This is a genomic window from Sphingomonas phyllosphaerae (assembly GCF_036946485.1).
Taxonomy (GTDB): Bacteria; Pseudomonadota; Alphaproteobacteria; order Sphingomonadales; family Sphingomonadaceae; genus Sphingomonas; species Sphingomonas phyllosphaerae_E.
The window spans coordinates 1,012,975-1,038,521 of the sequence record NZ_JAQIJA010000005.1 but is presented as its reverse complement, the minus strand read 5'-3'; the positions used below and the strand labels follow the sequence as shown (position 1 = coordinate 1,038,521).

The following is a 25,547-nucleotide window of genomic DNA, read 5'->3' as shown; positions in this document are numbered from 1 at the left end:
CTTCGGCGTGTCTCCTCCCTGAACCTTGGCCACCGGGTGCGTGCATCCGGTGGTTTTTTGTGTGCCGCGCTTATTCGGCGGCGTCCGCGATCGGCGGCGCTTCCGCGCCCTCGCTCAGCGCCTGCTCGGTCAAGGCGTCGATCACCGCGCGCAGCATCCGCACCGTTGCCGCCGCGCCCGCACCCGGCTGGTCGAGCCGCCGGTCGAGATAGAGCGCGCGATCGATCTCGAGCTGGATCGCATGGATGCCGATCTGCGGCGCGGCATGGCGCTCCAGGATATGTCCGCCCGCGTACGGCGTGTTGAGCAGGTGGTGCAACCCCTCGCGGCCCAGCGCCTCCTCGACCCGCGCGACGAACCGTGCGGCCGCCGCGCGCCCGAACCGGTCGCCGATCACCAACCGCGCGCGCCCGCCCGCGATCGGCGGCATCGAATGGACGTCGAGCAGCACCGCGCACCCGAACCGCGCGCGCGCCGCCGCCAGCACCTGCGCCAGCGTCTCGTGGTACGGCCGATGATCGGCGGCGATTCGCGCTTCCACTTCGGCAGCGCTCAGCCGGCATCGCCACAGCTCCCCCGCCGCCGCGGTCCGCCGCGGCACCAGGCCGATGCCGGCGCGCACCTTGGCAGATGCCCCGGCACCGCGGCACGCGCCTTCGTCGAGCAACGGATCGCGCTCATGCTCGGCGCGGTTCAGGTCGATCCATGCCCGCGGCAGCGTCTGGAGCAACAGCGTCTCGTGCGCGCGCGCCGCCAGCGCGATCGCATCGACATGCCGGTCCTCCAGCGCCGCCAGACTGGCGAGTGGCGCGCGCAATGCCATCCGCAGTGTCGCGGGATAGTCGCGCCCGGCATGCGGCACCGACAGCACCACCGGGCTCTCGGGCAGCATTTCGCCGAACATGCGGAAGGAGCGCGTCATTCCCGCCTACCCTATGGAAGCCGTCGCGCCACCGCAACGTGTCGTCGTGGTGCAGTCGTTCACCATCTCCGCTGGTGGAAAAATCAACGTCCCTCGGGCATATTATCTCGCGATTGGGAGTTGTGGTTGCGATGATACGGATTCTGCTGGCCGAAGACGATGCGGTGATGCGCGAATATCTCGGGCGCGCGCTCGAGCGTTCGGGCTATCACGTCACATCGGTCGATCGCGGCACCGCCGCGCTGCCGCTGCTGGAAAGCGAGCGGTTCGATCTGCTGCTCACCGATATCGTCATGCCCGAGATGGACGGGATCGAGCTGGCGCAAAAGGCGCAGGAACTGGCGCCGGGGATGCGCGTGATGTTCATCACCGGCTTCGCGGCGGTCACGCTGAAGGCCGGCAATGCAATGCCGCAGGCACGCGTCCTGTCGAAGCCGTTCCACCTGCGCGATCTGGTGCTGGAGGTCGACCGGCTGTTCGATACCGGCACCGCGAACGAGCTGATCTGACCGCCGCGGCAACAAAAGCGTAAAAAGCCGCTTGCGCCCCTCCGACCCAGTCGTTAGAGGCGCACCCCTACGGAGGGCGTGTAGCTCAGTGGTAGAGCACTGTGTTGACATCGCAGGGGTCGCAAGTTCAATCCTTGCCACGCCCACCATCTAAAACCCCACCATCCTTCCCGGATCGGTGGGGTTTTTGCCGTCTGGCAACGCTCCGCCATATTCGCGCCGCGAACGCAAAATGGATGATCGACATCAGCCGGTCGTCCGCTTGCCGGCCCGCAACTCCCGGACCTGGCCGCGGGCGCCGAACGGGATATTGACCCACCCGCGTCGCTGTCCGAAGGCACGGACCATGCGCTTCTTTTCCGACAACGCCGCCCCCGTCCACCCCGCCGTGCTGCGCGCGATCGCCGCGGCCGACACGCTCGACACCGCCTATGACGGCGATCGCTGGTCGAAGGCGCTCGATGAGCGTTTCTCGACCTTGTTCGAAACCGCGGTGCGCGTGCTGTGGGTGCCGAGCGGCACCGCCGCCAATTGCCTCGCGCTCGCCGCCTTGTGCCCGCCGCACGGCTCGGTGGTCTGCCACCGCGAGGCGCATATCCAGAACGACGAATGCGGCGCGCCGGAATTCTACACGCATGGCGCCAAGCTGTTGCTCGCCGAGGGCGAGGGCGCGAAGCTGACCCCCGCGACCGCCGCGGCGGTGCTCGATCGGCAGCGCTACGACGTCCACCAACAGCGCCCGCACGCGCTATCGATCACCAACGCCACCGAATATGGCCGCGTCTACACGCCCGCGGAGGTCGCGGCGCTCGGGGCGCTGGCCAAGGAGCGCAAGCTCGGCTTCCACATCGACGGCGCGCGCTTCGCCAATGCCGTTGTGGCGACCGGCGCGTCGCCCGCCGACCTGACGTGGCGCGGCGGGGCCGATGCGCTCAGCTTCGGCTTCGTCAAGAACGGCGGGATGAACGCCGAGGCATTGGTGTTCTTCGACCACGACCTCGCTGACGCGACGCTCTATCGCCGCAAGCGTGCCGGGCATTTGCTGTCAAAGGGGCGCTATCTCGCCGCGCAGTTGCTCGCGATGCTCGACGACGACGTGTGGCTCGATTGCGCGCGCGGCGCCAACGCCGGGGCGGCCTTGCTCGCGCAGGCGGCGGGCGAGCGGCTGCTCCACCCGGTCGAGGCGAACGAGGTGTTCCTGCGCGTCACCGCCGAAGAGGCCGCCCGCCTGCGCGCCGCCGGGTTCGATTTCTACGACTGGGGGGCGGGCGAAGCGCGGCTGGTGGTGAGCTGGAACCAGCGCGCCGACGACATCCGTCCGCTCGCCGACGCGATCGCCGCGCTCGGATGAGCCCCGCCGATCCCCCCAACAGCACGCGCGCCGCAGTGCTGGTGCCGTTCGCGCTGGTCGTCCTGATCTGGGGCTCGACCTGGATCGTGATCCGCGATCAGCTCCACGGCGGCGCGGTCGCGGTGCCCGCCAGCTGGTCGGTCAGCTATCGCTTCCTCGTCGCCGGCCTCACGCTGGCGGCGGTGGCGGCGTGGCAGCGCGCGCCCGGCACCCGCGCCTTGTTCGCGCAACCGGGCTTCTGGCGCTTCGCCGGCTTGCTGGGCGTGTTCCAGTTCGTGCTCAACTTCAACTTCGTCTACCGCGCAGAGGAGCATATCACCTCCGGGCTGGTGGCGGTGATCTTCGCCTTGTTGCTCGTCCCCAATGCCTTGTTCGCGCGCATCTTCCTCGGGCAGCGGCTCGGACGACAATTGCTGATCGGGTCGGCGATCGCGATGAGCGGGGTGGCGCTGCTGTTCATCAAGGAGGCACGCAGCGATCCCGGCGGGCCGACCGAGTCGCTGATCGGTATCGCGTTCACGCTCTGCGCGATCCTGTCCGCCTCCACCGCCAACGTGATGCAGGCGACCAAGGCCGCGACGCGCTATCCGATGATCCCGACGCTCGCCACCGCGATGCTGATCGGCGCGGCGATCGACGCAGGCTGGGCGTGGTTCACCACCGGCGCGCCGGTCTTCGACGGACGCCCGGGTTACGTCGCGGGGGTGCTGTACCTCGGCATCGTCGCCTCGGCGCTCGCCTTCACGCTCTATTTCCGCATCATCCGCACGATTGGGCCGGCGAAGGCGGCCTATAACGGCGTGATCGTGCCGGTGATCGCGATGCTGCTGTCGACGGTGTTCGAGGGTTACCGCTGGACGACGCTTGCCGCGGCCGGCGCCGGGCTCGCGGCGGTCGGGCTGGTCGTGGCGCTCAGCGCGCGCAGGCCGGCGCGATAATCGGGATAGCGCGGCTGCCAGCCGAGCACGCGCCGGGCCTTGCCGTTCGCCACCCGCCGGTTTTCGGCGTGAAAGCCGCGCGCCGCGGGCGACAGTGCCGCCAGCGGCACGATCGGCGGCGGCGCGACACCCAGCAACTGCGCGGCATAGCTGACGACCGCGTCCTGCGCGGCGGGTTCATCGTCCGACAGATTATAGATGCCCGCGGGCGCGTCGAAGCCCGCCACGACGCCGTCTGCCAGATCCGCGACATGCACGCGGCTGAACACCTGCCCCGCGATTCCGGTGCGATGCGCCTCGCCGCGCGCGACGCGCTCCAGCGGCGACCGGCCGGGGCCATAGATGCCCGGCAACCGGAACACCCGCGCGTCCAGCGCGCACCATGCCGCATCGGCGACGTTCCGCCGCAGTCGACGCCCCCGATCGGCGGCGGCCGTCTCGTCCACCCATGCGCCACCGGTGTCGCCATAGACGCCGGTCGAGGAAAGATAGCCGAGCCATCGCCCGGCGAGCGCCGCGCGGTAACGATCCAATACCGGATCGCCATCGTCGTCGGGCGGTACCGACGACAGCACATGCGTGCTCGCCGCCAGCCCCGCCAATACCGCGCCTTCGTCGTCGAAGCGGATCGTGCCCTCGCGCCCGTCGCGTGTCGTGGCGAGGAACGGCGCGCCCGCCGCTTCCACGACCGCGCGCGCCGCATAACCCAGCCCGAAGACGAACAACCGCACCGACGACCTTTCCTAAGCCCGAACGGACTTAGGCGAAGCGCACCCGCGCGTCCACGCGGCGGCGGCGCAGCGCGACGCCTGCCATCGCGAAGCCCGCTACCATCATCGCCCAGGTCGCCGGCTCCGGCACCGGCGACATCACGCTCGCGCGGATCGTATTGATCGACAGATCGGCCACGGTCGGCGTGCCGAACGCGCCGCTGGTGCCGTCGCGATTGGCGATCTTCAGCACGCCCTTGGCGTTGTCGGCCAGCGACAGATCGGCGACCGTGACCGCCCCGACCTCAGCGCTGGCGAGCACGTTGCGCAACGTATCGAAGCCGAGGCTCAGCAACGTGTTGTCGTTCGGCTTCTGCGAAAGGTCGGTGTCGTCGACGAAGAATTGCGTCGAGTCCGTTCCGCCATTGCCGGCGGCATCGGTGGTCCGCACCAGGCCGTTGTGCGTTCCCGCGAACCGGTAGCTGCCCGAACCGATCGTCAGCACGGCGCTGATCGGCGAGGCCGCACCCATGCCCGCCAGATAGGAAGACGTGGCCGTCTCGATCACGGTGCTGCCGGTCGCCTGATCGATCGTGAAGATCGCGCTGAAAGGCTGCCCCGCCAGGCTGGCTCCCGCCATGCCGAACTGACCGCCGGCATCGATACCGCTCATCACCGTGCCGGTGACCGTCACCGTCGTCGGTGCCGCCGCGGCCGGTGCCGCCATCGTCAACGCCGCGACGGCGCCCACCCAGACCCTCTTCATACACTACATCCCTGTTACGCTACCTGCGCGAACAGAATGGAGAGGCGCTATATCATAGACAAGAAACGCTTATTGTTAACGTTGCCCGACATCGGGACGCTTTTCGGCGATGTGTTTCACGATGGGAACCACCCGTGCGGACGACGGTTATTGCCGCCCGCCCGGATGGTCCGTCCGCTTAGATGAAGCCGAAGCTGCCGTCGGCGAACACCAGATGGTTGGCGGTGACGCCGGACACCAGGATCGTGTCGCCGCCGCCCAGATCGATCAGCGCCCCGCCCTGCACGTCGGTGACGGTGGGCGCACCCGAGAAGTTATAGGCGCCGAGGTCGATATGGTCGCCCGTGCCGAAGTCGGCGATCACGTCCTTGCCCGAACCCTTGGCGAACACGAAATGGTCCGCACCGCCACCGCCGTACAGCGTGTCGTTGCCCGCGCCGCCGGTGATGACATTGTCCTTGGCATTGCCGCGGATGATATTGTCCAGCGCATTGCCGGTCGCATTCAGCGCCGTACCCGTCAGCGTCAGGTTCTCGACGTTTGCGCCCAGCGTATAGTCGATCGACGACAGGACGGTGTCCACGCCCCCCTGCCCGTTGCTGTTATATTCGATCACGCGGTCGCCGATGTTGTCGACGATATAGGTGTCGTTGCCGAAGCCGCCTTCCATCGTGTCGGCGCCGGTGCCGCCGTCGAGATAGTCGTCGCCTTCATGGCCATAGAGCGTGTCGTCGCCGGCCCCGCCCAGCAGCGTATCGTCGCCGCCATAGCCCTTCAGCACGTCGTTCCCGCCCAGCCCGGACAGCGTGTCGGCGAAATTGGTGCCGTACAGCGCATTGTCGATCGCGTTGCCGGTGCCGATCCGCGCATTGTTGAGCAGGTACAGCGCCTCGACATTCGCGCTCAGCGTATAGTTCACCAGCGTGTTGACGGTGTCATAGCCGCCGTCGACACCCTCGATCACCACGTCGCCGGCATTGTCGACGACATAGGTGTCGTTGCCCGCACCGCCGTCCATCCGGTCCACGCCGCTGCCGCCGTCGAGCCGGTCGTTGCCCGCGCCGCCGTACAGCCAGTCGTTGCCTTGGTCGCCGAAAAGCTGGTCGTCGCCGCCATTGCCCCAGATGTAGTCGTCGCCGCCCATGCCGTGCAGGATGTCGTTGCCGGCGGTGCCGTTCAGCCCGTTGTTCAGCGCATTGCCGGTCCCCACCCGCGCGTTGCCGGTCAGGTACAGATGCTCGACGTTCGCGGTCAGCGTATAGTCGATCGAGCTATAGACGGTGTCGACGCCGCCGCTGGTGCCCGCGATCGTCTCGCGCACCACGTCGCGGGCATCGTCGACGACATAGGTGTCGTTGCCGGTGCCGCCGTCCATCGTGTCCGCGCCGGCACCACCGTCGAGATAGTCGTTGCCCTCGTTGCCGAACAGCTTGTCGTCGCCGTTGCCGCCGAACAGCGCGTCGTCACCGGCGTAGCCGCTGAGCGTATCGTTGCCGTCCAGCCCGCTCAGCACGTCGCCCGCGGCGGTGCCGTACAGCGCATTGTCCAGCGCGTTGCCGGTGCCCTTGGTCGCGCCGCTGATCAGATACAGGTTCTCGACATTGTCGCCGAGCGTATAGTCGATCCGGGCATAGACGGTGTCGGTGCCCTCGCCGGCGCGCTCGACGACCTTGTCGCCGAGATTGTCGACGACATACGTGTCGTTGCCGGTCCCGCCGACCAGCGTATCGGCACCCAGCCCGCCGTCGAGGCGGTCGTTGCCCGCGCCGCCATACATCTTGTCGTTGCCCGCACCGCCGAACAGGTCATTGTCCTTGGCGTTGCCGGTGATGACGTTGTGATCGGCGTTACCCGAACCCTTGATCGCATCGCCGGTCAGCGTCAGCGCGACTTCGCCGGCGCGCAGGTAATTGTCGGTCGCCGAGACGCGCGTCACCACATCGGCGGGCTTGGCGACCTGATCGAGCATCGACAGATAAGCGGCGGCGGCCTGCTTGTACTGGCCCTGGCTCAGTTCGCCCTGGAACGCAGCATTGGAATCCCAATAGTTCTGATACACCATGTCGTGGTCGGCCATCCACTGCATGGCCAGCTTCACGAACTCGGGGGAATCGGTGTTGATGCCCCACTCACCGATCGCGGTTTCCTTGCCATGCGCGGCCGCGAAGTCCTGCTGCCACTGCAGGCCGTAGGGCTGCTTCACGAACCAGTCGAACGCCTTGACCGGATCCTTGTCGTGCCAGGCCGTGTTGTAATACATGTCGACGCCGATGACATCGACATATTTGTCGCCGGGATAGGCGTCGGCGGGATTCATGTCCCACGTGTCCAGCGCCGGGCACCATTCGAACACGAACTTGTCCGACACGGTCCGCGCCGCATCCACGAACTTGCGGAACGCCGCGACATAATTGTCGGCATCGCCGACCGCCGACGAAGAATTCCAGTTCTTGCCGTTGAACTCCCAGCCCAGCCGGACATAGATCTTGTCGTCCCCCGACGAGGCGGCCACCAGTTGCTTGGCCATCGCCAGGAAGCTGGCGTCATACTTGCCCGCGCCCGCGTCGCCCAGATTGGCGCCGTACGGGATCAGCGGGATCGACCACATGATCGACACGTCCTGATTGGCGAACATATCGGCCTGCCATTGCACCGACGACAGCCAGTCCTTCCACCCGGCGGTCCCGCCGTGCAACTGGATCGCATCCAGCTTTCCCCCGGCCCACGCCTGATCCTTCAAGTAATCGTCAACGCTGTATGCGTTGTACACCGAGCTCAACATGCCGAATACTTCCCACCCATGCCTGATATCCCCCGATACCAAGCACGCCCCAACGATCGCCTTTATAAACAGGGTTTATGGCAGGTTAACTACATTACCGACGCTTTAGCGCGCTCCAGCTTCGTTTTGCCTCGAGAAAAGCGCCATCACGCCGGCAACCGCCCTTATCTCGCTGACCGACCGGGAAATCTTCTTTACAGCCGGCGTCGGCGGTTCCTTTTCCACGCAGACCGGCTGCGCGCCCTGTTGCCCGTCGTGCCGCGACCATCCCCGGCCGCTCCAGTTATCCCGATGCTGCCCGCACTCGTCGCAAATTCTCGTTCACCCCAATTTCACTTCGGTTTCAGGTAAATCATCAAGTAACTGAACGATGGCGCAGGTGCCGTCCGATCTGCTATTGACTGCGCGGTCGCCATTGCTGTCGTCGTTGCGGCAGCTATTTGATTTGTCGTGGAGGGTCCCTTGATCCGCTTGCTCACATCCCGTTCGCGCCCTGCAACACTTGCTCAGCGATCGCTCGGCGCGTGAGCAACGCACTTCGCTTCCCCGCCGCGCTTGGCGTGCTGATCGCCACCTGCTGCGCACCGGTGCCGTCGCAAAGTGCGACCGCCGACTGGTCGGCGCTGGCGACCGCCGCGCGACAGTCACCCGCCAGCGGCGATGGCCTGCGCCGTAGCTGGAACGGGGCGGACGGGCGTCCCGTGACCGTCGCGGTGCTCGCGCCGAACGTGGAGGGGCGCCCGGTGATCGCACTCGATCCCGCGGCCGGCGACAACGGCCCGGCGATCGCCGCAGCGCTCGCGCGGCTGCGCGCCGCGGGCGGCGGCACGCTGCGGCTGGCCCCCGGCACCTGGTCGATCGCCGGCGGTCCGCCGGGGTTGGCGCTCGACGGGCTCAGCGACGTGCTGATCGACGGGCCGGGCGCGCAGCTGGTGTTCGGCCAGTGGGGTGACGGCATCCTGATCTCCCGCGCGGCGCGGCTGAAGCTGCGCGGCCTTTCGCTCGGCTATGCGCGGCCGCCGGTGGTGAAGGCGCGGGTGTCCGGCGGGCGGCTCGCGTTCACCGGCCCCGCGCCCGACGCCGGTGCGCCGATCTATCAGGTGGCGGGCCCCGGCACCGCCGGGACGCGCACGCTGCTGGGCCGGCAGGGGCGGCCGCTCGGCGCGAACGGGACGGTCGGCGGCGGACTGGGCGATTTCGCGCCCGACGCGCCGGTGCGGGTGAATCTAAGCTGGTACAAGGGCGGTGCGATCCGCATCGCCGATCCCGGCGACAAGCCGGTCTCGCACGACATCACGCTCGATCATGTGACGATCCGCGATTCGGCGGGCGGCGGGATCGTCGCCGATCTGATGGGCCGCGGGCTCGCGATCGTCGGCGCGAAGCTGGGCGGCGACGGCGACAGCGCGATCGCTTACGACGCCTTCCACGTCACCGCCGCCGGCGGCGACATCCTCGTCGAGGACAGCGACTTCATCGGCTCCGGCGATGATGCGATCAACATCGCCAGCCCGATCATCGACGCCACCCTGGACGCGGGCGGGCGCACCGCGACGCTGTCGGGCGTGTCGGCGCGCGTCTATCCTGGCGCGCGACTGGCGCTGTTCGACGCCGGGCTGCAACTGCTGGGCACCGCCGAGGTCGCGTCCCGTGCCCCGCGCGACCCCGCCGGGCGGATGCAGGTCACCTTCACGGCACCGGTCGGCGCCGGGGCGGTCCGTTATGCACGCAACATGGACCTGTTGTCGCAACGCTATGCGATCGTCGGCAACCGTATGGCCGATTGCGTGTGCCACGGCGTGCTGGCGCAGACTCCCAACGGACTGATTCAGGACAATCAATTCTCCGGGCTGCGCTACAATGCGATCCGCCTGCTCACCAGCGCGGCGTGGAAAGAAGGCACCGGCGCGTACAATGTCGTCGTCGCCGGCAACCGCATCGCCGATACCGGGCAGGATACGCGGCCCGGCCGCGTCTGGGCGGCGATCACGGTGTTTGGCGAGCTGGCCAGCAACGGCCCCGGCGGCCAGGCCCCGCTCGCCCCCGGCCCGCTCAACGCCGGGCTGCTGATCCGCGACAACCAGATCGACGGCGTCGACCAGGGCTGTATCGCGGTGTCGAACGCCGCCGATGTCGTGCTGAAGGACAATAGCTGCGCGCGGTTCGGACGCCAGCCCGGCACGATGCGGATGCTCGCCGACCGCGCCAATCTGTCCACCAGCCTCGCCCGATTGCCCGCCAAGAGTGCCTATGTCGCGGGCGGCTCGGGCGTGTGGATCGACCCCGGCTCCACCACGCGGGTGAACGCCGACACGTCGCGCTGACCGCCGATCCGGATCGTTACGCTTGCGCGCGACGGAACCACGCGGCTAGAAGACGCCGCGTGCGAGGCTGCCGCCGGAACGAGCGGCCGTGTTCATGATACGGCAGGGAGTTTGAGCTGGTGCAACGGGTTGTGCCCAAGCGTGGAATGTCGTCGCGAGCAAGCGCCGGGCACTGCGCGGTGGCGAAGGCGATTTGATGACGACGGGCGCGCCCTTGCGCATCTGCCTCGTGATCGAGGCCGGCGGCGGCGGTGCCGGCCGTCATGTGCTCGATCTCGCCGGCGCGTTCCAGGCGCGCGGCCATCATGTCCATCTGATCTATTCGGCGGTGCGGGCCGAGGCGCGGCACCTCGCCGAAATCGCCGCCTTGCCGATCACGGCCGAGCCGCTGGAGATGCATCGCTCGCTCGGCCTCCACGATTTCGCCTCGGCGCGCGCGCTCGGCGTGGCGGTGCGCCGCGCTGGCCCGTTCGACATCGTCCATGGCCATAGCTCCAAGGCCGGCGCCCTCGTCCGCCTCGCCGATGTCGGCGGGGCGAAGCGGGTCTACACGCCGCACGCCTTCCGCGGCCTCGACGGTGGCGCATCGCTGCCCGCGCGGCTCCTGTTCAACGGGGCGGAAATCGCGCTGGGCGCGACACGCACCGACGCATTGATCGCGGTGTCGAGCGAGGAACTCGCGTTCGCGCGCAAGCTGCACATCGCCGATGGCCGCTGCCACCTGATCCGCAACGGCGTCATCGACATCCCCGACGTCACGCGCGCACAGGCGCGCGCCGCGCTCGGCCTTCCGGACGATGCGCCGGTGATCGGCTTCGTCGGCCGCCTGTCGTATCAGAAAGCGCCGGAACGCTTCATCGAGGCGATGCGCCGCGCGATGGCGCAGGTGCCGACGCTGCGCGCCGTGCTCCTGGGCGACGGCGAATGTGCCGAAGCGGTCGAACGCGATCTCGCCGCCACCGGCATGGCGGATCGCTTCATCTGGAAACGCTCGGCAAAGGCGCAGGATTATCTGCCCGCCTTCGACGCGGTGATGATGACCAGCCGGTACGAAGGGCTGTCCTACGTCCTGCTCGAAAGCCTCGCCGCGCATGTCCCGATCGTCACCACCGACGTGGCGGGCGCGCAGGACGTGATCGGCGACACCGGCTGCGGCGTGATCGTCCCGAACGACGAAACGGTGGTCGACCGGCTGGTCGAGACCGCGACCCTGATCGGCACCGATGCGGACGCGCGCGCCGCGATGGCCGCCGCCGCCGCGCGGCGCAGCAACGAGGTGAACGGAATGCGCATGATCGACGAAACCGAACAGCTCTACCGTCACCTGGTCGGCGCGCGCTGATGCAGAGCGTCTTCATCAACGGCCGCTTCCTGACCCAGCCGGTCAGCGGCGTGCAGCGCTATGCGCAGGAGATCGTCACCGCGCTCGACGCGCTGGCCGGCGACGGCGCGCTGCCCGGCCCTTATGTCCTGCTCACCCCGCCCGGCGCGCGCACGCTGCCGCTGCGGCACATCGAGACGCGCACGATCGGCAAGCGCGCCGGTCACTATTGGGATCAGGTAGACTATGCGCGCGCCGCCAGCCGCGGCACCGCTCTGTGCCTCGCGATGACCGGCCCGGTCGCGCTGCGCCGGCAGGTGGTGGTGATCCACGACGCCGCGGTCCAGCGCCATCCCGAGCATTTCAGCAAGCCATACGTCTTCGCGCATAGCTGGCTCGACCGGCTGCTCGCACGCCGCGCGGTGGTGGCGACTGTTTCCGAATTCTCGCGCCGCGAACTCGCTGACGTGCTGCCGGTCGCGGCGAAGGACATCGTCGTCGCCCCCAATGGTGCCGAGCATCTGTCGATCGCGCCCGATGCCGGCGTGGTCGAACGGCTGGGGCTCACCAAGGGCGGCTATTTCCTCACGCTCGGCAATCTCACCCGCAACAAGAACCTCGCGGTGGCGCTCCGCGCACTGGCGCGGCTTGCACCCGGCAGCGCGAAGCTGGTCGCAGTCGGGCGCATGGACCGGTCGGTGTTCGGCTCCGCCGGGCTGCCCGAACCGGGCGCTGACGTGCTGCTCCCGGGCCGGCTCGACGATGCCGAGGTCGCCGGGCTGATGCAGGGCGCGCGCGCGCTGATCTTCCCGAGCATCTACGAGGGCTTCGGCATCCCCCCGCTGGAGGCGTTCGTCAACGAATGCCCGGTGCTCGCCAGCACCGCGCCGGCCGTGCAGGAAGTGTGCGGCGACGCCGCCGATTATTTTGAGCCGCATGACGACGCCACGCTCGCCCGGCTGATGCAGACGCTGCTAGACGACCATGACGGCGCACTGCGCCGCGACCGGCTGGCGAAGGGCAAACAGCGCGTTGCGCGCTACACATGGCGCGGCTCGGCGCAGATCCTCGCCGACGCCTGCGCGAAGGTCGCCGCGCGATGAAGGTGCTGATCGTCAACGTCCTCTATCCGCCGCACAAGATCGGCGGCGCGGAGAAGTCGGTGTCGCTGCTCGCCGAGGCGTTGGTCCGCGCCGGCGACGAGGTGGTGGTCGCGACGCTCGACGACATCGCCGCGCCGGTCACCGAGGTGAAGAACGGCGTGACGCTCCGTCGCCTGCCGATCGACAATATCTACTGGCCCTATAACCCCGACGCGCCCGCGCAGCCGAAGCTGAAGCGGCTGCAATGGCACGCGCGCAACCGCTGGAATCGTGCCGCCGCGCGCCGTATGGGCAAGCTGCTCGACGAGGTCCGCCCCGACGTCGTCCATTGCAACGTCATCACCGGATTCAGCCCGGCGATCTGGCGCGAGATCAAGAAGCGCAAGCTGCCGCTCGTCCAGACGCTGCGCGATTACGGCGTGATGTGCACGCGTTCGGCGCTGTTCAAGAACGGCGCGAACTGCACCACGCGCTGCCTCGAATGCCGCGTGCTGACCGCGCCGGGCAAGACCGAGTCGGCCAACGTCGACCAGCTCGTTTCGAACAGCGACTATGTCATCCGTCGCCACCATGCGGAGGGCTACTTCCCCGGCGTGCCCGCGCGGCGCATCTTCAACATCGTCCCGCTCGACGAACAGCCGCGCGACGCCAAAGCGCCCGACGCGCCGTTCGTGTTCGGCTTCATCGGCCGCATCGAAGCCGAAAAGGGTATCGACGTGGTGCTGGAGGCGACCACCCGCGTCACCCGCGCCGACTGGCGGCTGCGCATCGCCGGGGTCGGCGTGCCCGAATACGTCGCCGAGCTGAAGGCGCGCTACCCCGATCCGCGCATCGAATGGCTCGGCTTCTCGCAGGCCGGCGATTTCTACCGCGCGATCGACACCGTGCTGATCGCCTCGGTCTGGCCCGAGCCGTTGCCGCGCACCTTGATCGAGGCGCTGTCCTACGGCCTGTCGGCGATCTGCGCCGAGGCGGGCGGCATCCCCGAGATCGCCGATCTCGCCCGCCACGCCATCACCTACGAGCCGACCGATGTCGAGGCGCTCGCCGCCGCGATGGACACCGCGCTCGGCGATGCCGCGGCGTGGCGGGCGGGCGGGCTCAGCGACCCGCAGGCGCTCGGCTGGTTCGCGGAGGACCGGATCGTCGCCGAGAACCGCGCCGCCTATACCGATGCCATTGCAGCGGTGGCGGCGCGATGAGCTGGCGGCGCGACCTTTACGCCAACGCCTCGCGCCACGGCGTCAAGGGCGCGCTGATCGGCTGGTTCCTCAACCCCGGTTTCGCAGTCGTCACGCTCTACCGCATCATGCGCTTCGCCTATCTGAAGGGCGGCCCGTTCTGGCGGCTGGTCGAAAAGCTGGTGTGGCGACGGATCGCCTTCGGCTACGGCTGCTATATCGATCCGAGTGCGAAGATCGGCCCCGGCCTGCGGCTGCCGCACCCGGTCGGGATCGTGATCGGCGCGGATACGGTGATCGGCGCCGACGTCACCGTCTACCAGAACGTCACCTTCGGCCGCCGCGCCGCGAACGAGGCGGTCTATCCGATCATCCAGGACGGGACGATCATCTACGCCGGCGCGATCGTCACCGGCGAGATCACCGTCGGCCATGACGCGACGATCGCCGCCGGCGCGCTCGTCCGCCACGACGTGCCGCCACATGGCGTCGCGCTGCCCGCCTCGGGCGCGATCCGGCCGGGCAAGCTCCACGCCGCCCCCTGATCGACGCTCTCGATCATACCGTCCGACTTTTCGCATTTTCCCGATCAATCTCCGTCCGCTACCACCATCGTCACGGATCGCGGGAAAGGTCGTGCGCGCCCGTGCGTAAGGGCAGCAGCAGACCGGACACCGGTCGCAAGAGGAGACGAGACATGGACGCCATCACCGAAGGTAGCCCGATCAACGACCCCAAGAAGCAGCCCGCCGCGATGCGCACGCTGCTCGGGCGCACGTCGAAGGACTGGTGGCCGGAATCGCTGTCGATCGACATCCTTCACCAGCAGGGCAAGAGCGGCAATCCGTTCGGCGACGACTTCGACTATGCCGCCGAGTTCCTCAAGCTCGATCTCAAGGCGGTGAAGGCCGATCTCACCGCGCTGATGACCGACAGCCAGCCATGGTGGCCCGCCGATTACGGGCATTACGGCCCGTTCTTCATCCGCATGGCCTGGCACTCGGCGGGCACGTACCGCACCGGCGACGGCCGCGGCGGCTCGTCGGCGGGTCAGCAGCGCTTCGCCCCGCTCAATTCGTGGCCGGACAACGGAAATCTCGACAAGGCGCGCCGCCTGCTCTGGCCGATCAAGCAGAAATACGGCCGTGCGCTGAGCTGGGCCGATCTGTTCATCCTCGCCGGGAATGTCGCGATCGAATCGATGGGCGGCCCGACCTTCGGCTTCGGCGGCGGGCGCGAGGACGTGTTCGAGCCCGAGAAGGACGTCTATTGGGGCACCGAGGAGGAATGGCTCGGCCAGACCCGCATCGACGAGGAAGCCGGGCTGGCGCTCGAAAGCCCGCTCGCCGCGATCCAGCACGGCCTGATCTACGTGAACCCGGAAGGGCCGGGCGGCTGTCCGAACCCGATGGGCTCGGCGCGCGACATGCGCGAGACGTTCGCGCGCATGGGGATGAACGACGAGGAGACCGCCGCGCTCACCGCCGGTGGCCACACCTTCGGCAAGGCGCATGGCGCGGGTGATCCCAAGCTGGTCGGCCGCGAGCCCGAGGGCGCGGACATCGCCGCGCAGGGGCTTGGCTGGGCGTCGACGCACGAAAGCGGCATGGGCGATCACACGATCACCTCGGGGATCGAGGGTGCGTGGACGCCGACCCCGACGACGTGGGACATGACCTATTTCGACATGCTGCTCGATCACGAGTACGAGATCGTGAAGAGCCCGGCCGGCGCGCATCAGTTCCAGCCGGTCGGCAACCCCGACGACACGCTCGCCCCCGCCGCGCACACGCCGGGCAAGAAGGTGCCGACGATGATGACCTCGGCCGACATGGCGCTGAAGGTCGACCCGAAGTATCGCGCGGTCATGGAGAAATTCCGCGCCAACCCCGCCTATTTCGCGGAGGCGTGGGCGCGCGCGTGGTTCAAGCTGACCCACCGCGACATGGGGCCGAAGATCCGCTACCTCGGCAGCGAGGTGCCGCAGGAAGACCTGATCTGGCAGGATCCGATCCCGGCCGTCACCCACCCGCTGATCGACGCCGCCGACATCGCCTCGCTCAAGACGACGCTCTTGGAGCGCCTGTCGGTGCAGGATCTGGTCAAGACCGCCTGGGCTTCGGCCTCGACCTATCGCGGGTCGGACAAGCGCGGCGGCGCGAACGGTGCGCGCATCCGCTTCGCCCCGCAGCGTAACTGGGAGGTCAACGATCCCGAGAACCTCACCCGCGTGCTCGGCGTCATCGAGCAGGTGAAGGCCGAGTTCGACGGTGCGGCGAGCGGCGGCAAGCAGGTGTCGATCGCCGACCTGATCGTGCTGGGCGGCAGCGCCGCAATCGAGAAGGCGTCCAAGGACGCCGGCCATGACGTGACCGTGCCGTTCACGCCGGGTCGCGCCGACGCGCTCGAGGAGCAGACCGACGCCGAGAGCTTCGACGTGCTCGAGCCGAAGGCGGACGGCTTCCGCAACTATCTGCAGGTCAAGTTCAACGTGCCGACCGAGGAGTTGCTGGTCGATCGTGCGCAATTGCTCGGCCTCACCGCGCCGGAAATGGCGGTGCTGGTCGGCGGGCTGCGGGTGCTCGGCGCCAATGCGCAGGGCAGCGAGCATGGCGTGTTCACCAAGCGCGTCGGTCAGCTCACCAACGACTTCTTCGTGAACCTGCTCGACATGAACACCGCGTGGAAGCAGGTCAGCGACGAAAGCGACGAGGAATTCGTCGGCACCGATCGCAGCACGCACGCGCAGAAATGGACCGCGTCGCGCACCGATCTGGTGTTCGGCTCCAACTCGCAGCTGCGCGCGCTGTCGGAGGTCTATGCCTGTGACGATGCGAAGGAAAAGTTCGTGGCCGACTTCGTCACCGCCTGGACCAAGGTGATGGACGCGGATCGTTTTGATCTGGTCACGCACTGAGAGATCGGCTAGCAAGCCGTTGAAGAATTGGGAGGGACCGGGCGGTGGCCAGTCGGCCGCCGCCCGGTCCCTTCCTCCTTGTACCGGCCGAACAGCCCTTCGGGTCGCCCCGTGGCTGCGACAGTCGGGGTCGCCGGCGTGCCCCCCACGCCGGCGGCCGAACCGCTTAGGCGCGAGTCATCTCATCTCGTCATTGCGAGTGCAGCGAAGCAATGACGTACTTCACTCGTCGCCCCGGACTTGATCCGGGGCCCCGCTTCCTTTGACCACCCGCAAGCAAGAAGCGGGGCCCCGGATCAAGTCCGGGGCGACGAAGAAGGCCGGTAGTAAGCGTTCAGCTCTGTCCCGCGCTTACTTCTTCCCCTCATCCTTCCGCGAATTCGCGAACAGCACCGCCGCCGCCACCGCGGCCGAACCGATCCCGACGCCCAGCCACGTCTTGCCCGGCTGCCACCGCCCCTTGCGCTGATGCGCGGCAGCGCCCGGCGCGCCGGCTTCCTCGTGCGCCTTGGCGGCCGCGGCGGCTTCCAGGATCTCGTTGGGTTGCTCGTCGCTCACGTCACTCTCCTTTTGGCGCGTCATAGCGCGCGCGGAAGTCGTTGGCGAACGCCGCCAATCGCCCCTCGGCGATCGCGGCGCGCAGATCGGCCATCATCGCCTCGTAGAAGGCGATATTGTGCTCGGTCATCAGCATCGCGCCCAGCATCTCGCCCGCCCGCACCAGATGATGCACATAGGCGCGCGTCCACGTCGTGCACACCGCACACGCGCATTCCGGGTCGAGCGGCCCCTGATCCTCGGCGAACCGCGCATTGCGGATGTTGATCGGCCCTTGCCTCGTGAACGCCTGCCCCGTCCGCCCCGAGCGCGTCGGCATCACGCAGTCGAACATGTCGACCCCCGCGCTCGACCGCACCGACGATGTCGGTCGGCTTGCCGACGCCCATCAGGTAGCGCGGGCGATCGGCCGGCAATTGCCCCGGCGCGAAGTCGAGGCAGCCGAACATCGCCGCCTGCCCCTCGCCGACCGCCAGCCCGCCGATCGCATAGCCGTCGAAGCCGATGTCGATCAGCGCGTCGGCGCTCGCCTTGCGCAATCCTTCGTCGAGCGCGCCCTGCTGGATGCCGAAGATCGCATTGTTCGCGGCATGGTCGCCGCCGCCATCGAAGGCGTCGCGGCTGCGCTTCGCCCACCGCATCGAGCGTTCCATCGCCGCCGCCTGCACCTCGCGCGTCGAGGTGGTCGGCACCAGCTCGTCGAACGCCATCACGATGTTGCTGCCCAGCAGCCGCTGGATCTCGATCGAGCGCTCCGGCGAGATCATGTGCCGCGTCCCGTCGAGGTGCGAGGCGAACGCCACCCCTTCCTCGGAGCGCTTGGTCAGCGCCGACAGGCTCATCACCTGATAGCCGCCCGAATCGGTCAGGATCGGCTTGTCCCAGCCCATGAAGCGGTGCAGCCCGCCCAGCCGCGCCACCCGCTCCGCACCGGGGCGCAGCATCAGGTGATAGGTATTGCCGAGGATGATATCCGCGCCCGCGCGCTCGACATCGGCGGGCTTCATCGCCTTGACGGTCGCGGCGGTGCCGACCGGCATGAACGCCGGCGTGCGGATCGTGCCGCGCTGCATCGTGATCGTGCCGGTGCGCGCCGCGCCATCGGTCGCGGCGATCGCGAACGCGAAGCGCGTCATCGCCGCCCTCCCCGCGGCCGCTTGTCAGCGTCGGGTTTGTCGTCCTTCTTCTCCGGCCGCCGTCCCGCGGTCGGGCCGCGCGCATCGACCGGCATCGTGCGATAAGTCAGCAATTCGGCGCGGCTGATCGCATGATCGCCGTCGCGGTCATAGCGCGCGAACAGCCGCGAGAAATGGTCCTGCAACTCGGCCAGCGTCACCTCGCCGTCATTGTCGCGATCGACCTCATAGGGGCTCGGCAACGCGGCGCGGTCGCCGAGATAGCGCAGCGCCCAGTCGCCAAAGGCGATGTAGCGCAGCTTGCCGGTCTTGTTCGGATCGAGCGCCGCGAACGATGCCGCGACGCATTCCTCCAGTTCGTAGCGTTCGACCTTGGCGTCGCCGTCGCGGTCGCAGGCGGCGATCATCATCGCCACCGGCTCGACCACCATCGTCGCCGGGGTCTGCGGGGTGGCGGGCAGCGGCGCGCGGACGGTGATGTCGCCATCCTGCGGCGTATCTTGCACCGGGGCCGCGGCGAGCAGGAGCAACGCAAACGGAATCATTTCCGCTCCGTGGCAGAAGCCTGCGCGGATCGCCAGCGTCTTCGGGCTACGCGGCTATCCCTCCATCGCGGACTTGGTGTCCTCCAGCGCGAGGTCAACCAATGTCCGCATCGCCGCGGTCGCGCCGACCACATCCCCGGCGGCGATCATGTCGTGGACGCGGACATGGTCGGGGATCGGGTTGCGCGGCAGCGCCCGTGCGCGCTGCTTGAACTGCGTCGTCCAGTGGATCGCCGCGCCGATGCTCGCGCTCAGCACCATCAGCGCGTCGTTTCGCGTCGCGCGCAGCACCGCATTGTGGAACTCCTTGTCGGCCGCGCGCCCCGGCTCGGTCGCCAGCGTATGCCGCCGCATCGCCGCCAGCGCGTCCTTCATCGCCTTCAGGTCGTTGCGGTCGCGCCGCTGCGCCGCCAGCCCGGCCGCCGCCGGCTCGACGATCGCCCGCAGCTCGAACAGCGCGCGGACGAACTGGATGTCGGGCGCGCCCGCGAACGCCCAGGCGAGCACGTCGGGGTCGAGCAGGTTCCAGCGCTCGCGCGGCAGCACGCGCGTCCCCGCCTTCGGCCGGCTCTCGACCAGCCCCTTGGCCGCCAGCACCTGCATCGCCTCGCGATAGGCGCTGCGCGACACGTCGAGCGCCTCGGAGAAGGCGACCTCGCCCGACAGCGTGTCGCCCGGCGCATATTCGCCCGAGACGATCGCGGTGCCCAGCTTGTGCGCGATCGCACCATGCAGCCGCCGTCCGGTGCCGCGCACCGACGCGCGCGCCACCTCCGTCGCCTCGCCTCCGGCTGGTGGCGTGTCGCCCTCCCGCTGCGGCACGCCGCTCTCCCGATCCGCCATCACCCCTCCTTTGTGACCTGCTTTATTGCGCCGTGGCAAGCGCCCCCCGCCGCGGAAATGGTCGTTGCAATGCTCGATTCCGAAACCTAATGTCCGAGTAATGAGCAAAAACAGCGAGGTGGGCAATGCCCCCGCCGCGCTTCTTTCGGGAGGATAGGATGAAGGCACGTCTGTTCGCTTATGCCGGAGCGCTGGCCATCGGGTGCGCCGCGCTGGCGCCCGCCACCGCGCAGGACGCCCCTGCGGTCACGGCGGAAGCCGCGACGCTCGCGGTGCACGGCGACACGCCGGGTCCGGTCTACGACAAGCGCATCTTCACCCAGTTCGCCGAGCATCTCGGCAATGGCATCTACGGCGGGCTGTGGGTCGGCAACGACCGCAAGATCCCGAACACGCGCGGCTTCCGCAACGACGTGGTCGGCGCGCTGCGCGATCTCGGCACCCCCGTCATCCGCTGGCCCGGCGGCTGCTTCGCCGACGAATATCACTGGCGCGAGGGGATCGGTCCGAAGAACAAGCGCCCGATCAAGATCAACACGCACTGGGGCGGCGTCACCGAGCCGAACACCGTCGGCACGCACGAATTCTTCGACGTCACCGAGCAGATCGGCGCCGACGTCTACATCTCGGGCAACGTCGGCAACGGCACGCCGCAGGAAATGGCCGAGTGGGTCGAGTACATCACCTCGCCGGCCGGCTCGCTGGCGGACGAGCGGGCGAAGAACGGCCGCAAGCAGCCGTGGAAGCTGCCCTATTTCGGCATCGGCAACGAGCTGTGGGGCTGCGGCGGCAACATGAAGCCGGAATATGCCGCCGACGTCACGCGCCGCTACGCCACCTTCATCAAGGCGCCGGCGGGCACCAAGATCGACAAGATCGCCTCGGGCGCGAACGTCGACGATTACAACTGGACCGAGGTGATGATGCGCGAGGCGGGCGGGATGCTCGACGGCCTCTCGCTCCATTATTACACCGTTCCCGGCGGCTGGGCGCCCAAGGCGTCGGCGATCGACTTCGACGAGGCGGGCTGGGCGGAGACGCTCGCCGGCACGTGGAAGATGGAAGAGCTGGTCACCAAGCACAGCGCGATCATGGACAAATACGATCCGCAGAAGAAAGTGTATCTGGCGGTCGACGAATGGGGCACGTGGTACGGTCAGGATCCGGGCACGCATCCGGGCTTCCTGCGCCAGCAAAACAGCCTGCGTGACGCGCTGGTCGCCGCGATCAACCTCAACATCTTCGCCAAGCACGCCGATCGCGTGAAGATGACCGCGATCGCGCAGATGGTGAACGTGCTGCAGGCGATGATCCTGACCGACGGCAACAAGATGGTGCTGACGCCCACCTATCACGTCTTCAAGATGTACAAGCCGTACATGGACGGCACGGTGCTGCCGATCGACATCAAGTCGCCGTGGTACAACAAGGACCAGTGGACGATCCCGGCGGTCAGCGCCTCGGCGGTCCGCGACAAGGCCGGGGTGACGCACGTCGCGCTCGCCAACGCCGATCCGAACCGCACGATCACCGTCACCACCACGCTGACCGGGGTCAATGCGTCGCGCGTCGGCGGCACGATCCTGACCGGGCCGAAGGTCAATTCGCTCAACACCTTCGACCAGCCCAACACCGTCGTGCCCGCCGCCTTCAACGGCGCGCAGCTCAGCGGCGGACAGCTCACCGTCACGCTGCCGGCCAAGTCGGTGGTCATGCTGGACCTCAACTGATGACCGATACGCTGTCGCGGCTCTCGCGCCGCCTGTTCGTAACCGGGGGCGCGGCGCTTGCCGCCGCCCCCGCGCTGGCCCGCACCCGCGCCGGCGCCGGCACCATCGTCAACCCCCTGGTCCGCCAGCGCGCCGACGCGCAGGTGTTCCGCCACACCGACGGCTGGTATTACATGACCGGCTCGGTGCCCGAATATGACCGGCTGGTGCTGCGCCGGTCGAAGACGATCGCGGGCCTGACCAACGCGACCGAAAAGGTGCTGTGGCGGCACGAGAAGAGCGGCCCGCTCTCGGGCTTCCTCTGGGCGCCCGAGCTGCACCTGATCGACGACAAGTGGATCATGTATTTTGCCGCCGGCCCCAGCGGCGGCGGCGAGGACGTGTTCCGCATCCGCACCCATGCGGTGGTCTGCGACGGCGCCGATCCGATGACCGGCAACTGGACGGTGCTCGGCCAGCTCCAGACGCCGTGGGACAGCTTCAATCTCGATTCGACCAGCTTCGTCCACCGCGGCCAGCGCTATCTGGCATGGGCGCAGCGCGAGGAAGGGATCGACACCAACTCGAACCTCTACCTCGCCCCGCTCGCCACGCCGCTGACCTTCGCGGCGAAGCCGGCGCGGCTGACGATCCCCGAGCTGCCGTGGGAGATCCGCGGCTTCAAGGTCGCCGAGGCCCCCGCGCTGCTGGCGCGCAACGGCCGGTTGTTCATGACCTATTCGGCGAGCGCCACCGACGCGCGTTACTGTCTGGGGATGCTCACCGCGCGCGACGACGCCGACATCATGGATCCGGCGGTGTGGACCAAATCGCCCGAACCGGTGATGAAGACCTCTCGCGAACACAAGATCTTCGGCCCCGGCCACAACAGCTTCACCGTCGATGAGCGCGGGCGCGACATGCTGGTCTTCCACGCGCGCGATTACGAGAAGATCGTCGGCGATCCGCTGTTCGACCCCAACCGCCACACCCGCGTCCAGCCGATCCGCTACGATGCGGCCGGCGTCCCGCAATTCGACCCGCCTGTCGCCAACGGCCCGCTGCCGCGCCGGGCGTAGGAGGTCGTAGCACGTTCCTCCCGTCGCCCCGGACTTGATCCGGGGCCCCGCTTTCTTCTTGGACGCCGGCAAGAAGCGGGACCCCGGATCAAGTCCGGGGTGACGGGCAAGCCATCTATTGTATGAGTATTGCAGACCATTTCTGCACCTCCGCAGGAGTCCTCCGATGCGCACGTTCCTCCGCAGCGCCGGCGCGCTGCTCCTGCTCGCCGCCGCCCCCGCCGCGACCGTGTCGCCGCCGCTGACCGGCGACCTCACCCCCGTCCACGACCCGACGATCATCGCCGACAACGGCACCTATTACCTCTTCGTCACCGGCCATGTGCGCAGCCGCGACGGGCTGGTCCCGCTCCGCACCTCGACCGACCTCACCCACTGGACGCTGCGCGGCGCCTCCTTTCCCGCGCTCCCGGCATGGGCAAGCAAGCACGTCCCCGGCACCGCCGGCATGTGGGCGCCCGACATCACCAAGGTGGGCGACGAATACCGTCTCTATTATTCGCTCTCGACCTTCGGGAAGAACCGCTCGGCGATCGGCCTTGCCACCGCGCGCCGGCTCGACCCCGAAGCGCCCGCCGCCCATTGGGTCGACAAGGGCCCGGTCGTCGAGTCCGCCACCGGCGGCGACTATAATGCGATCGACCCGGCCGCCTTCACCGATGCCGAGGGCAAGCAATGGCTGGCGTTCGGGAGCTTCTGGAGCGGGATCAAGCTGATCGCGCTGGACCCCGCCACCGGGCTGCGGCAGCCCGGCACGCCGATGCACAGCCTCGCCCGACGCCCGTCGCCCGGCGCGATCGAGGCGCCGTTCGTGATCCGCCACGGCCGCTATTATTATCTATTCGCGTCGTTCGACTTCTGCTGTCGCGGCGCGAAGAGCAGCTACAACACCGTCGTCGGCCGCGCGACCGCGCCGACCGGCCCGTATAGCGATCGCGCCGGCACGCCGATGCTCAAGGGCGGCGGCACCCCGGTGCTCGCCTCGGGACAGGGCACCGGTAGCCGCTTCGTCGGACGCGGCCACAATGCCATCCTGCAAGGCCCCGACGGCGACCACATCGTCTACCACGCCTATGACAGGCAACGGAACGGCACCCCGACGCTGCGCATCCAGCGGCTCCGCTGGGACGCCGAAGGCTGGCCCCACGCGGAATAACCCAGCCCCTGCCCCAACAACCGTCGCCCCGGCCTTGAGCCGGGGCCCCGCTTCTTCGTCGAGGCGTAATGATGTCACCCGTCATTGCGAGCGTAGCGAAGCAATCCAGGGCGTCCTGATCCGGTCCCGGATTGTTTCGCTACACTCGCAATGACGAACAATGTGCTTCAGGCATCGAAGCGCCTACCGGAATTGCGACGACATCAAAAACTCGCCGCCCGATACACGCGCGACACGTCCCCGCCCCACTCGCCATGATACAGGTCGAGCAGCCGCTCCGCCGGCACCTTGCCCGACCGCACGATCTCGCGCAGCGGCTCCAGGAACCCGGTCTCATCCTCGCCCGCCGCGCTGACCCGCGCGCGCGCCTTCAGCCCGCCATGCGCGATGTCGAGCACCGCCCCCGCGATGTCGCGCAACTGTCCGCCACCGGGGATCGGCGCCGCCAGCCCCAGCTTCGGCACCGCGTCGCGCAGCGCCTGCCGCTCGTCGAGCGTCCAGTGCTTCACCAGATTCCACGCCGCATCCAGCGCGACGCCATCGTACAGCAACCCGACCCAGAAAGCCGGCAGCGCGCAGATCCGGTTCCACGGCCCGCCATCCGCCCCGCGCATCTCGAGGAAGGTCTTGAGCCGCACCTCGGGGAAGGCGGTCGACAGATGGTCGTCCCAATCCTCGATCGTCGGCTTCTCGCCCGGCAGCACCGACAGCTCGCCGCGCAGGAAGTCGCGGAAGCTCAGCCCCGCCGCGTCGATGTAGCGCCCGTCGCGGTAGACGAAGTACATCGGCACATCGAGCATATACTCGGCATAGCGCTCATAGCCGAAGCCGTCCTCGAACACGAACGGCAGCATCCCGGTCCGCGCCGGGTCGGTGTCCGACCAGATATGGCTGCGATAGCTCAGGAAGCCGTTGGGCTTGCCTTCGGTGAACGGCGAATTGGCGAACAGCGCGGTGGCGAGCGGTTGCAGCGCCAGCCCGACGCGGAACTTCTTCACCATATCGGCTTCGCTGGCGTAATCGAGGTTCACCTGGATCGTGCAGGTGCGCAGCATCATGTCGAGCCCCATCGAGCCGACGCGCGGCATGTGGCGCAGCATGATCGCATAGCGGCCCTTGGGCATGATCGGCAGCTCGGCGCGCGTCTTGTCGGGCCACATGCCCAGCCCGAGGAAGCCGATCCCCAGCTTCTCGCCCGCCGCCTTCACCTGCGCCAGATGCCGCCCGGTCTCGGCGCAGGTCTGGTGGAGGTTCTCGAGCGGCGCGCCCGACAGCTCGAACTGCCCGGCGGGCTCCAGGCTGACCGACCCGTCCGCACCGCTCAGCGCGATGACGTTGCCGCCTTCGGTGACCGGCCGCCAGCCATGCTGTTCCAGCTCGCCGAGCAGCGCGCGGATTCCGCCGGCCTCGTCATAGGACGGCGCGTGATGATCGCCGGTGGCGTAGACGAACTTCTCGTGCTCGGTGCCGATCCGCCAGCGCTCGGCCGGCTTCTCCCCACTGGCGAAGCGGGCGATCAGCTGGTCGCGCGATTCGATAACGCTCGCGCGCGTGTCCGAAACCGTCTTGGTCGTCATGGCCGCGCCTTACGCCGCGATGAACACCTGCGCTAGAGCGGATCGGACTGCGATGGGTAAAGCGGGTCGCCCCGACCGGTCGGGGATAGAGCCCAGCCCCACACCGTCATCCCGGACTTG

19 protein-coding genes, 1 tRNA gene and 2 pseudogenes are annotated in these 25,547 nt (G+C 68.3%); 13 read left to right on the top strand and 9 right to left on the bottom strand.

Annotation, left to right across the window (positions count from 1 at the left end; all coding sequences use genetic code 11):
* Positions 1-70: 70 nt before the first annotated feature.
* A complete protein-coding gene (locus PGN16_RS13590; protein ID WP_335309912.1) occupies positions 71-922 on the bottom strand; it encodes an N-formylglutamate amidohydrolase in 852 nt (283 codons plus the stop codon).
* A 131-nt stretch (positions 923-1,053) separates the two neighbouring features.
* Here PGN16_RS13590 and cpdR point away from each other — a divergent pair, with 131 nt between their 5' ends.
* From cpdR to PGN16_RS13570, 4 genes are all read left to right on the top strand, one after another.
* Positions 1,054-1,431, top strand: a complete 378-nt coding sequence (gene cpdR, locus PGN16_RS13585) for a cell cycle two-component system response regulator CpdR (protein WP_028967597.1) — start codon at positions 1,054-1,056, stop codon at positions 1,429-1,431.
* A 74-nt stretch (positions 1,432-1,505) separates the two neighbouring features.
* A tRNA-Val gene (locus PGN16_RS13580) sits at positions 1,506-1,580 on the top strand.
* Positions 1,581-1,777: 197 nt separating this feature from the next.
* Positions 1,778-2,782, top strand: coding sequence for a threonine aldolase family protein (locus PGN16_RS13575; RefSeq protein ID WP_335309911.1), 1,005 nt, complete (start codon positions 1,778-1,780; stop codon positions 2,780-2,782).
* Entirely contained in the window at positions 2,779-3,720 is a 942-nt protein-coding gene (locus PGN16_RS13570; RefSeq protein ID WP_335309910.1) for a DMT family transporter, read from the top strand. Before PGN16_RS13575 ends, PGN16_RS13570 begins: the two co-directional genes overlap by 4 nt.
* Here PGN16_RS13570 and PGN16_RS13565 read toward each other — a convergent pair.
* The 3 genes from PGN16_RS13565 to PGN16_RS13555 form a co-directional block, all read right to left on the bottom strand.
* Complete coding sequence (locus tag PGN16_RS13565) at positions 3,630-4,451, bottom strand: NAD(P)-dependent oxidoreductase (protein ID WP_335309909.1); 822 nt, start codon at positions 4,449-4,451, stop codon at positions 3,630-3,632. The two genes, PGN16_RS13570 and PGN16_RS13565, sit on opposite strands and share 91 nt — an antisense overlap.
* A 28-nt stretch (positions 4,452-4,479) precedes the next feature.
* The gene (locus PGN16_RS13560) at positions 4,480-5,196 is read right to left on the bottom strand and encodes a PEPxxWA-CTERM sorting domain-containing protein (protein WP_335309908.1); all 717 of its coding nucleotides are present in this window, start codon (positions 5,194-5,196) and stop codon (positions 4,480-4,482) included.
* 178 nt (positions 5,197-5,374) lie between these two features.
* On the bottom strand, positions 5,375-7,978 hold the full coding sequence (locus tag PGN16_RS13555; RefSeq protein WP_335309907.1) for a glycosyl hydrolase: 2,604 nt from the start codon (positions 7,976-7,978) through the stop codon (positions 5,375-5,377).
* 524 nt (positions 7,979-8,502) lie between these two features.
* Here PGN16_RS13555 and PGN16_RS13550 point away from each other — a divergent pair.
* The 6 genes from PGN16_RS13550 to katG all read left to right on the top strand — a co-directional run bounded on the left by PGN16_RS13550 (position 8,503) and on the right by katG (position 16,824).
* Positions 8,503-10,302, top strand: coding sequence for a hypothetical protein (locus tag PGN16_RS13550; protein ID WP_335309906.1), 1,800 nt, complete (start codon positions 8,503-8,505; stop codon positions 10,300-10,302).
* Positions 10,303-10,498: 196 nt separating this feature from the next.
* On the top strand, positions 10,499-11,644 hold the full coding sequence (locus PGN16_RS13545; protein ID WP_335309905.1) for a glycosyltransferase: 1,146 nt from the start codon (positions 10,499-10,501) through the stop codon (positions 11,642-11,644).
* A complete protein-coding gene (locus PGN16_RS13540; RefSeq protein ID WP_335309904.1) occupies positions 11,644-12,726 on the top strand; it encodes a glycosyltransferase family 4 protein in 1,083 nt (360 codons plus the stop codon). Before PGN16_RS13545 ends, PGN16_RS13540 begins: the two co-directional genes overlap by 1 nt.
* A complete protein-coding gene (locus PGN16_RS13535; RefSeq protein ID WP_335309903.1) occupies positions 12,723-13,928 on the top strand; it encodes a glycosyltransferase family 4 protein in 1,206 nt (401 codons plus the stop codon). Before PGN16_RS13540 ends, PGN16_RS13535 begins: the two co-directional genes overlap by 4 nt.
* A complete protein-coding gene (locus tag PGN16_RS13530; protein WP_335309902.1) occupies positions 13,925-14,452 on the top strand; it encodes a serine O-acetyltransferase in 528 nt (175 codons plus the stop codon). Before PGN16_RS13535 ends, PGN16_RS13530 begins: the two co-directional genes overlap by 4 nt.
* 152 nt (positions 14,453-14,604) lie before the next feature.
* On the top strand, positions 14,605-16,824 hold the full coding sequence (katG, locus tag PGN16_RS13525; protein ID WP_335309901.1) for a catalase/peroxidase HPI: 2,220 nt from the start codon (positions 14,605-14,607) through the stop codon (positions 16,822-16,824).
* A 351-nt stretch (positions 16,825-17,175) separates the two neighbouring features.
* Here katG and PGN16_RS13520 read toward each other — a convergent pair whose 3' ends face one another.
* From PGN16_RS13520 to PGN16_RS13505, 4 genes and pseudogenes are all read right to left on the bottom strand, one after another.
* The gene (locus tag PGN16_RS13520; protein WP_238303133.1) at positions 17,176-17,382 is read right to left on the bottom strand and encodes a hypothetical protein; all 207 of its coding nucleotides are present in this window, start codon (positions 17,380-17,382) and stop codon (positions 17,176-17,178) included.
* A 1-nt stretch (position 17,383) separates the two neighbouring features.
* A pseudogene (tgt, locus tag PGN16_RS13515) lies at positions 17,384-18,518 on the bottom strand (tRNA guanosine(34) transglycosylase Tgt).
* Positions 18,515-19,063, bottom strand: a complete 549-nt coding sequence (locus PGN16_RS13510; protein ID WP_335309900.1) for an EF-hand domain-containing protein — start codon at positions 19,061-19,063, stop codon at positions 18,515-18,517. The pseudogene tgt and the gene PGN16_RS13510 overlap by 4 nt, the downstream one beginning before the upstream one ends.
* 54 nt (positions 19,064-19,117) lie before the next feature.
* Positions 19,118-19,906 carry a FadR/GntR family transcriptional regulator gene (locus tag PGN16_RS13505; RefSeq protein WP_335309899.1) on the bottom strand — a complete coding sequence of 263 codons (789 nt, stop codon included), beginning with the start codon at positions 19,904-19,906 and terminating at the stop codon, positions 19,118-19,120.
* 158 nt (positions 19,907-20,064) lie between these two features.
* Between PGN16_RS13505 and PGN16_RS13500 the strand changes: the two genes are divergently transcribed.
* The 3 genes and pseudogenes from PGN16_RS13500 (at position 20,065) to PGN16_RS13490 (ending at position 23,850) form a co-directional block, all read left to right on the top strand.
* Positions 20,065-21,636, top strand: coding sequence for an alpha-N-arabinofuranosidase (locus tag PGN16_RS13500; protein WP_335309898.1), 1,572 nt, complete (start codon positions 20,065-20,067; stop codon positions 21,634-21,636).
* Positions 21,636-22,688: pseudogene (locus tag PGN16_RS13495) on the top strand (glycoside hydrolase family 43 protein); the annotation flags it as partial. The gene PGN16_RS13500 and the pseudogene PGN16_RS13495, both read left to right, overlap by 1 nt.
* A 172-nt stretch (positions 22,689-22,860) precedes the next feature.
* Complete coding sequence (locus PGN16_RS13490; protein WP_335309897.1) at positions 22,861-23,850, top strand: arabinan endo-1,5-alpha-L-arabinosidase; 990 nt, start codon at positions 22,861-22,863, stop codon at positions 23,848-23,850.
* A gap of 203 nt (positions 23,851-24,053) precedes the next feature.
* On the opposite strand, the gene PGN16_RS13485 is transcribed toward PGN16_RS13490, so the two are convergent.
* Positions 24,054-25,427, bottom strand: coding sequence for a glutamate--cysteine ligase (locus PGN16_RS13485; protein ID WP_335309896.1), 1,374 nt, complete (start codon positions 25,425-25,427; stop codon positions 24,054-24,056).
* Positions 25,428-25,547 lie beyond the last annotated feature (120 nt).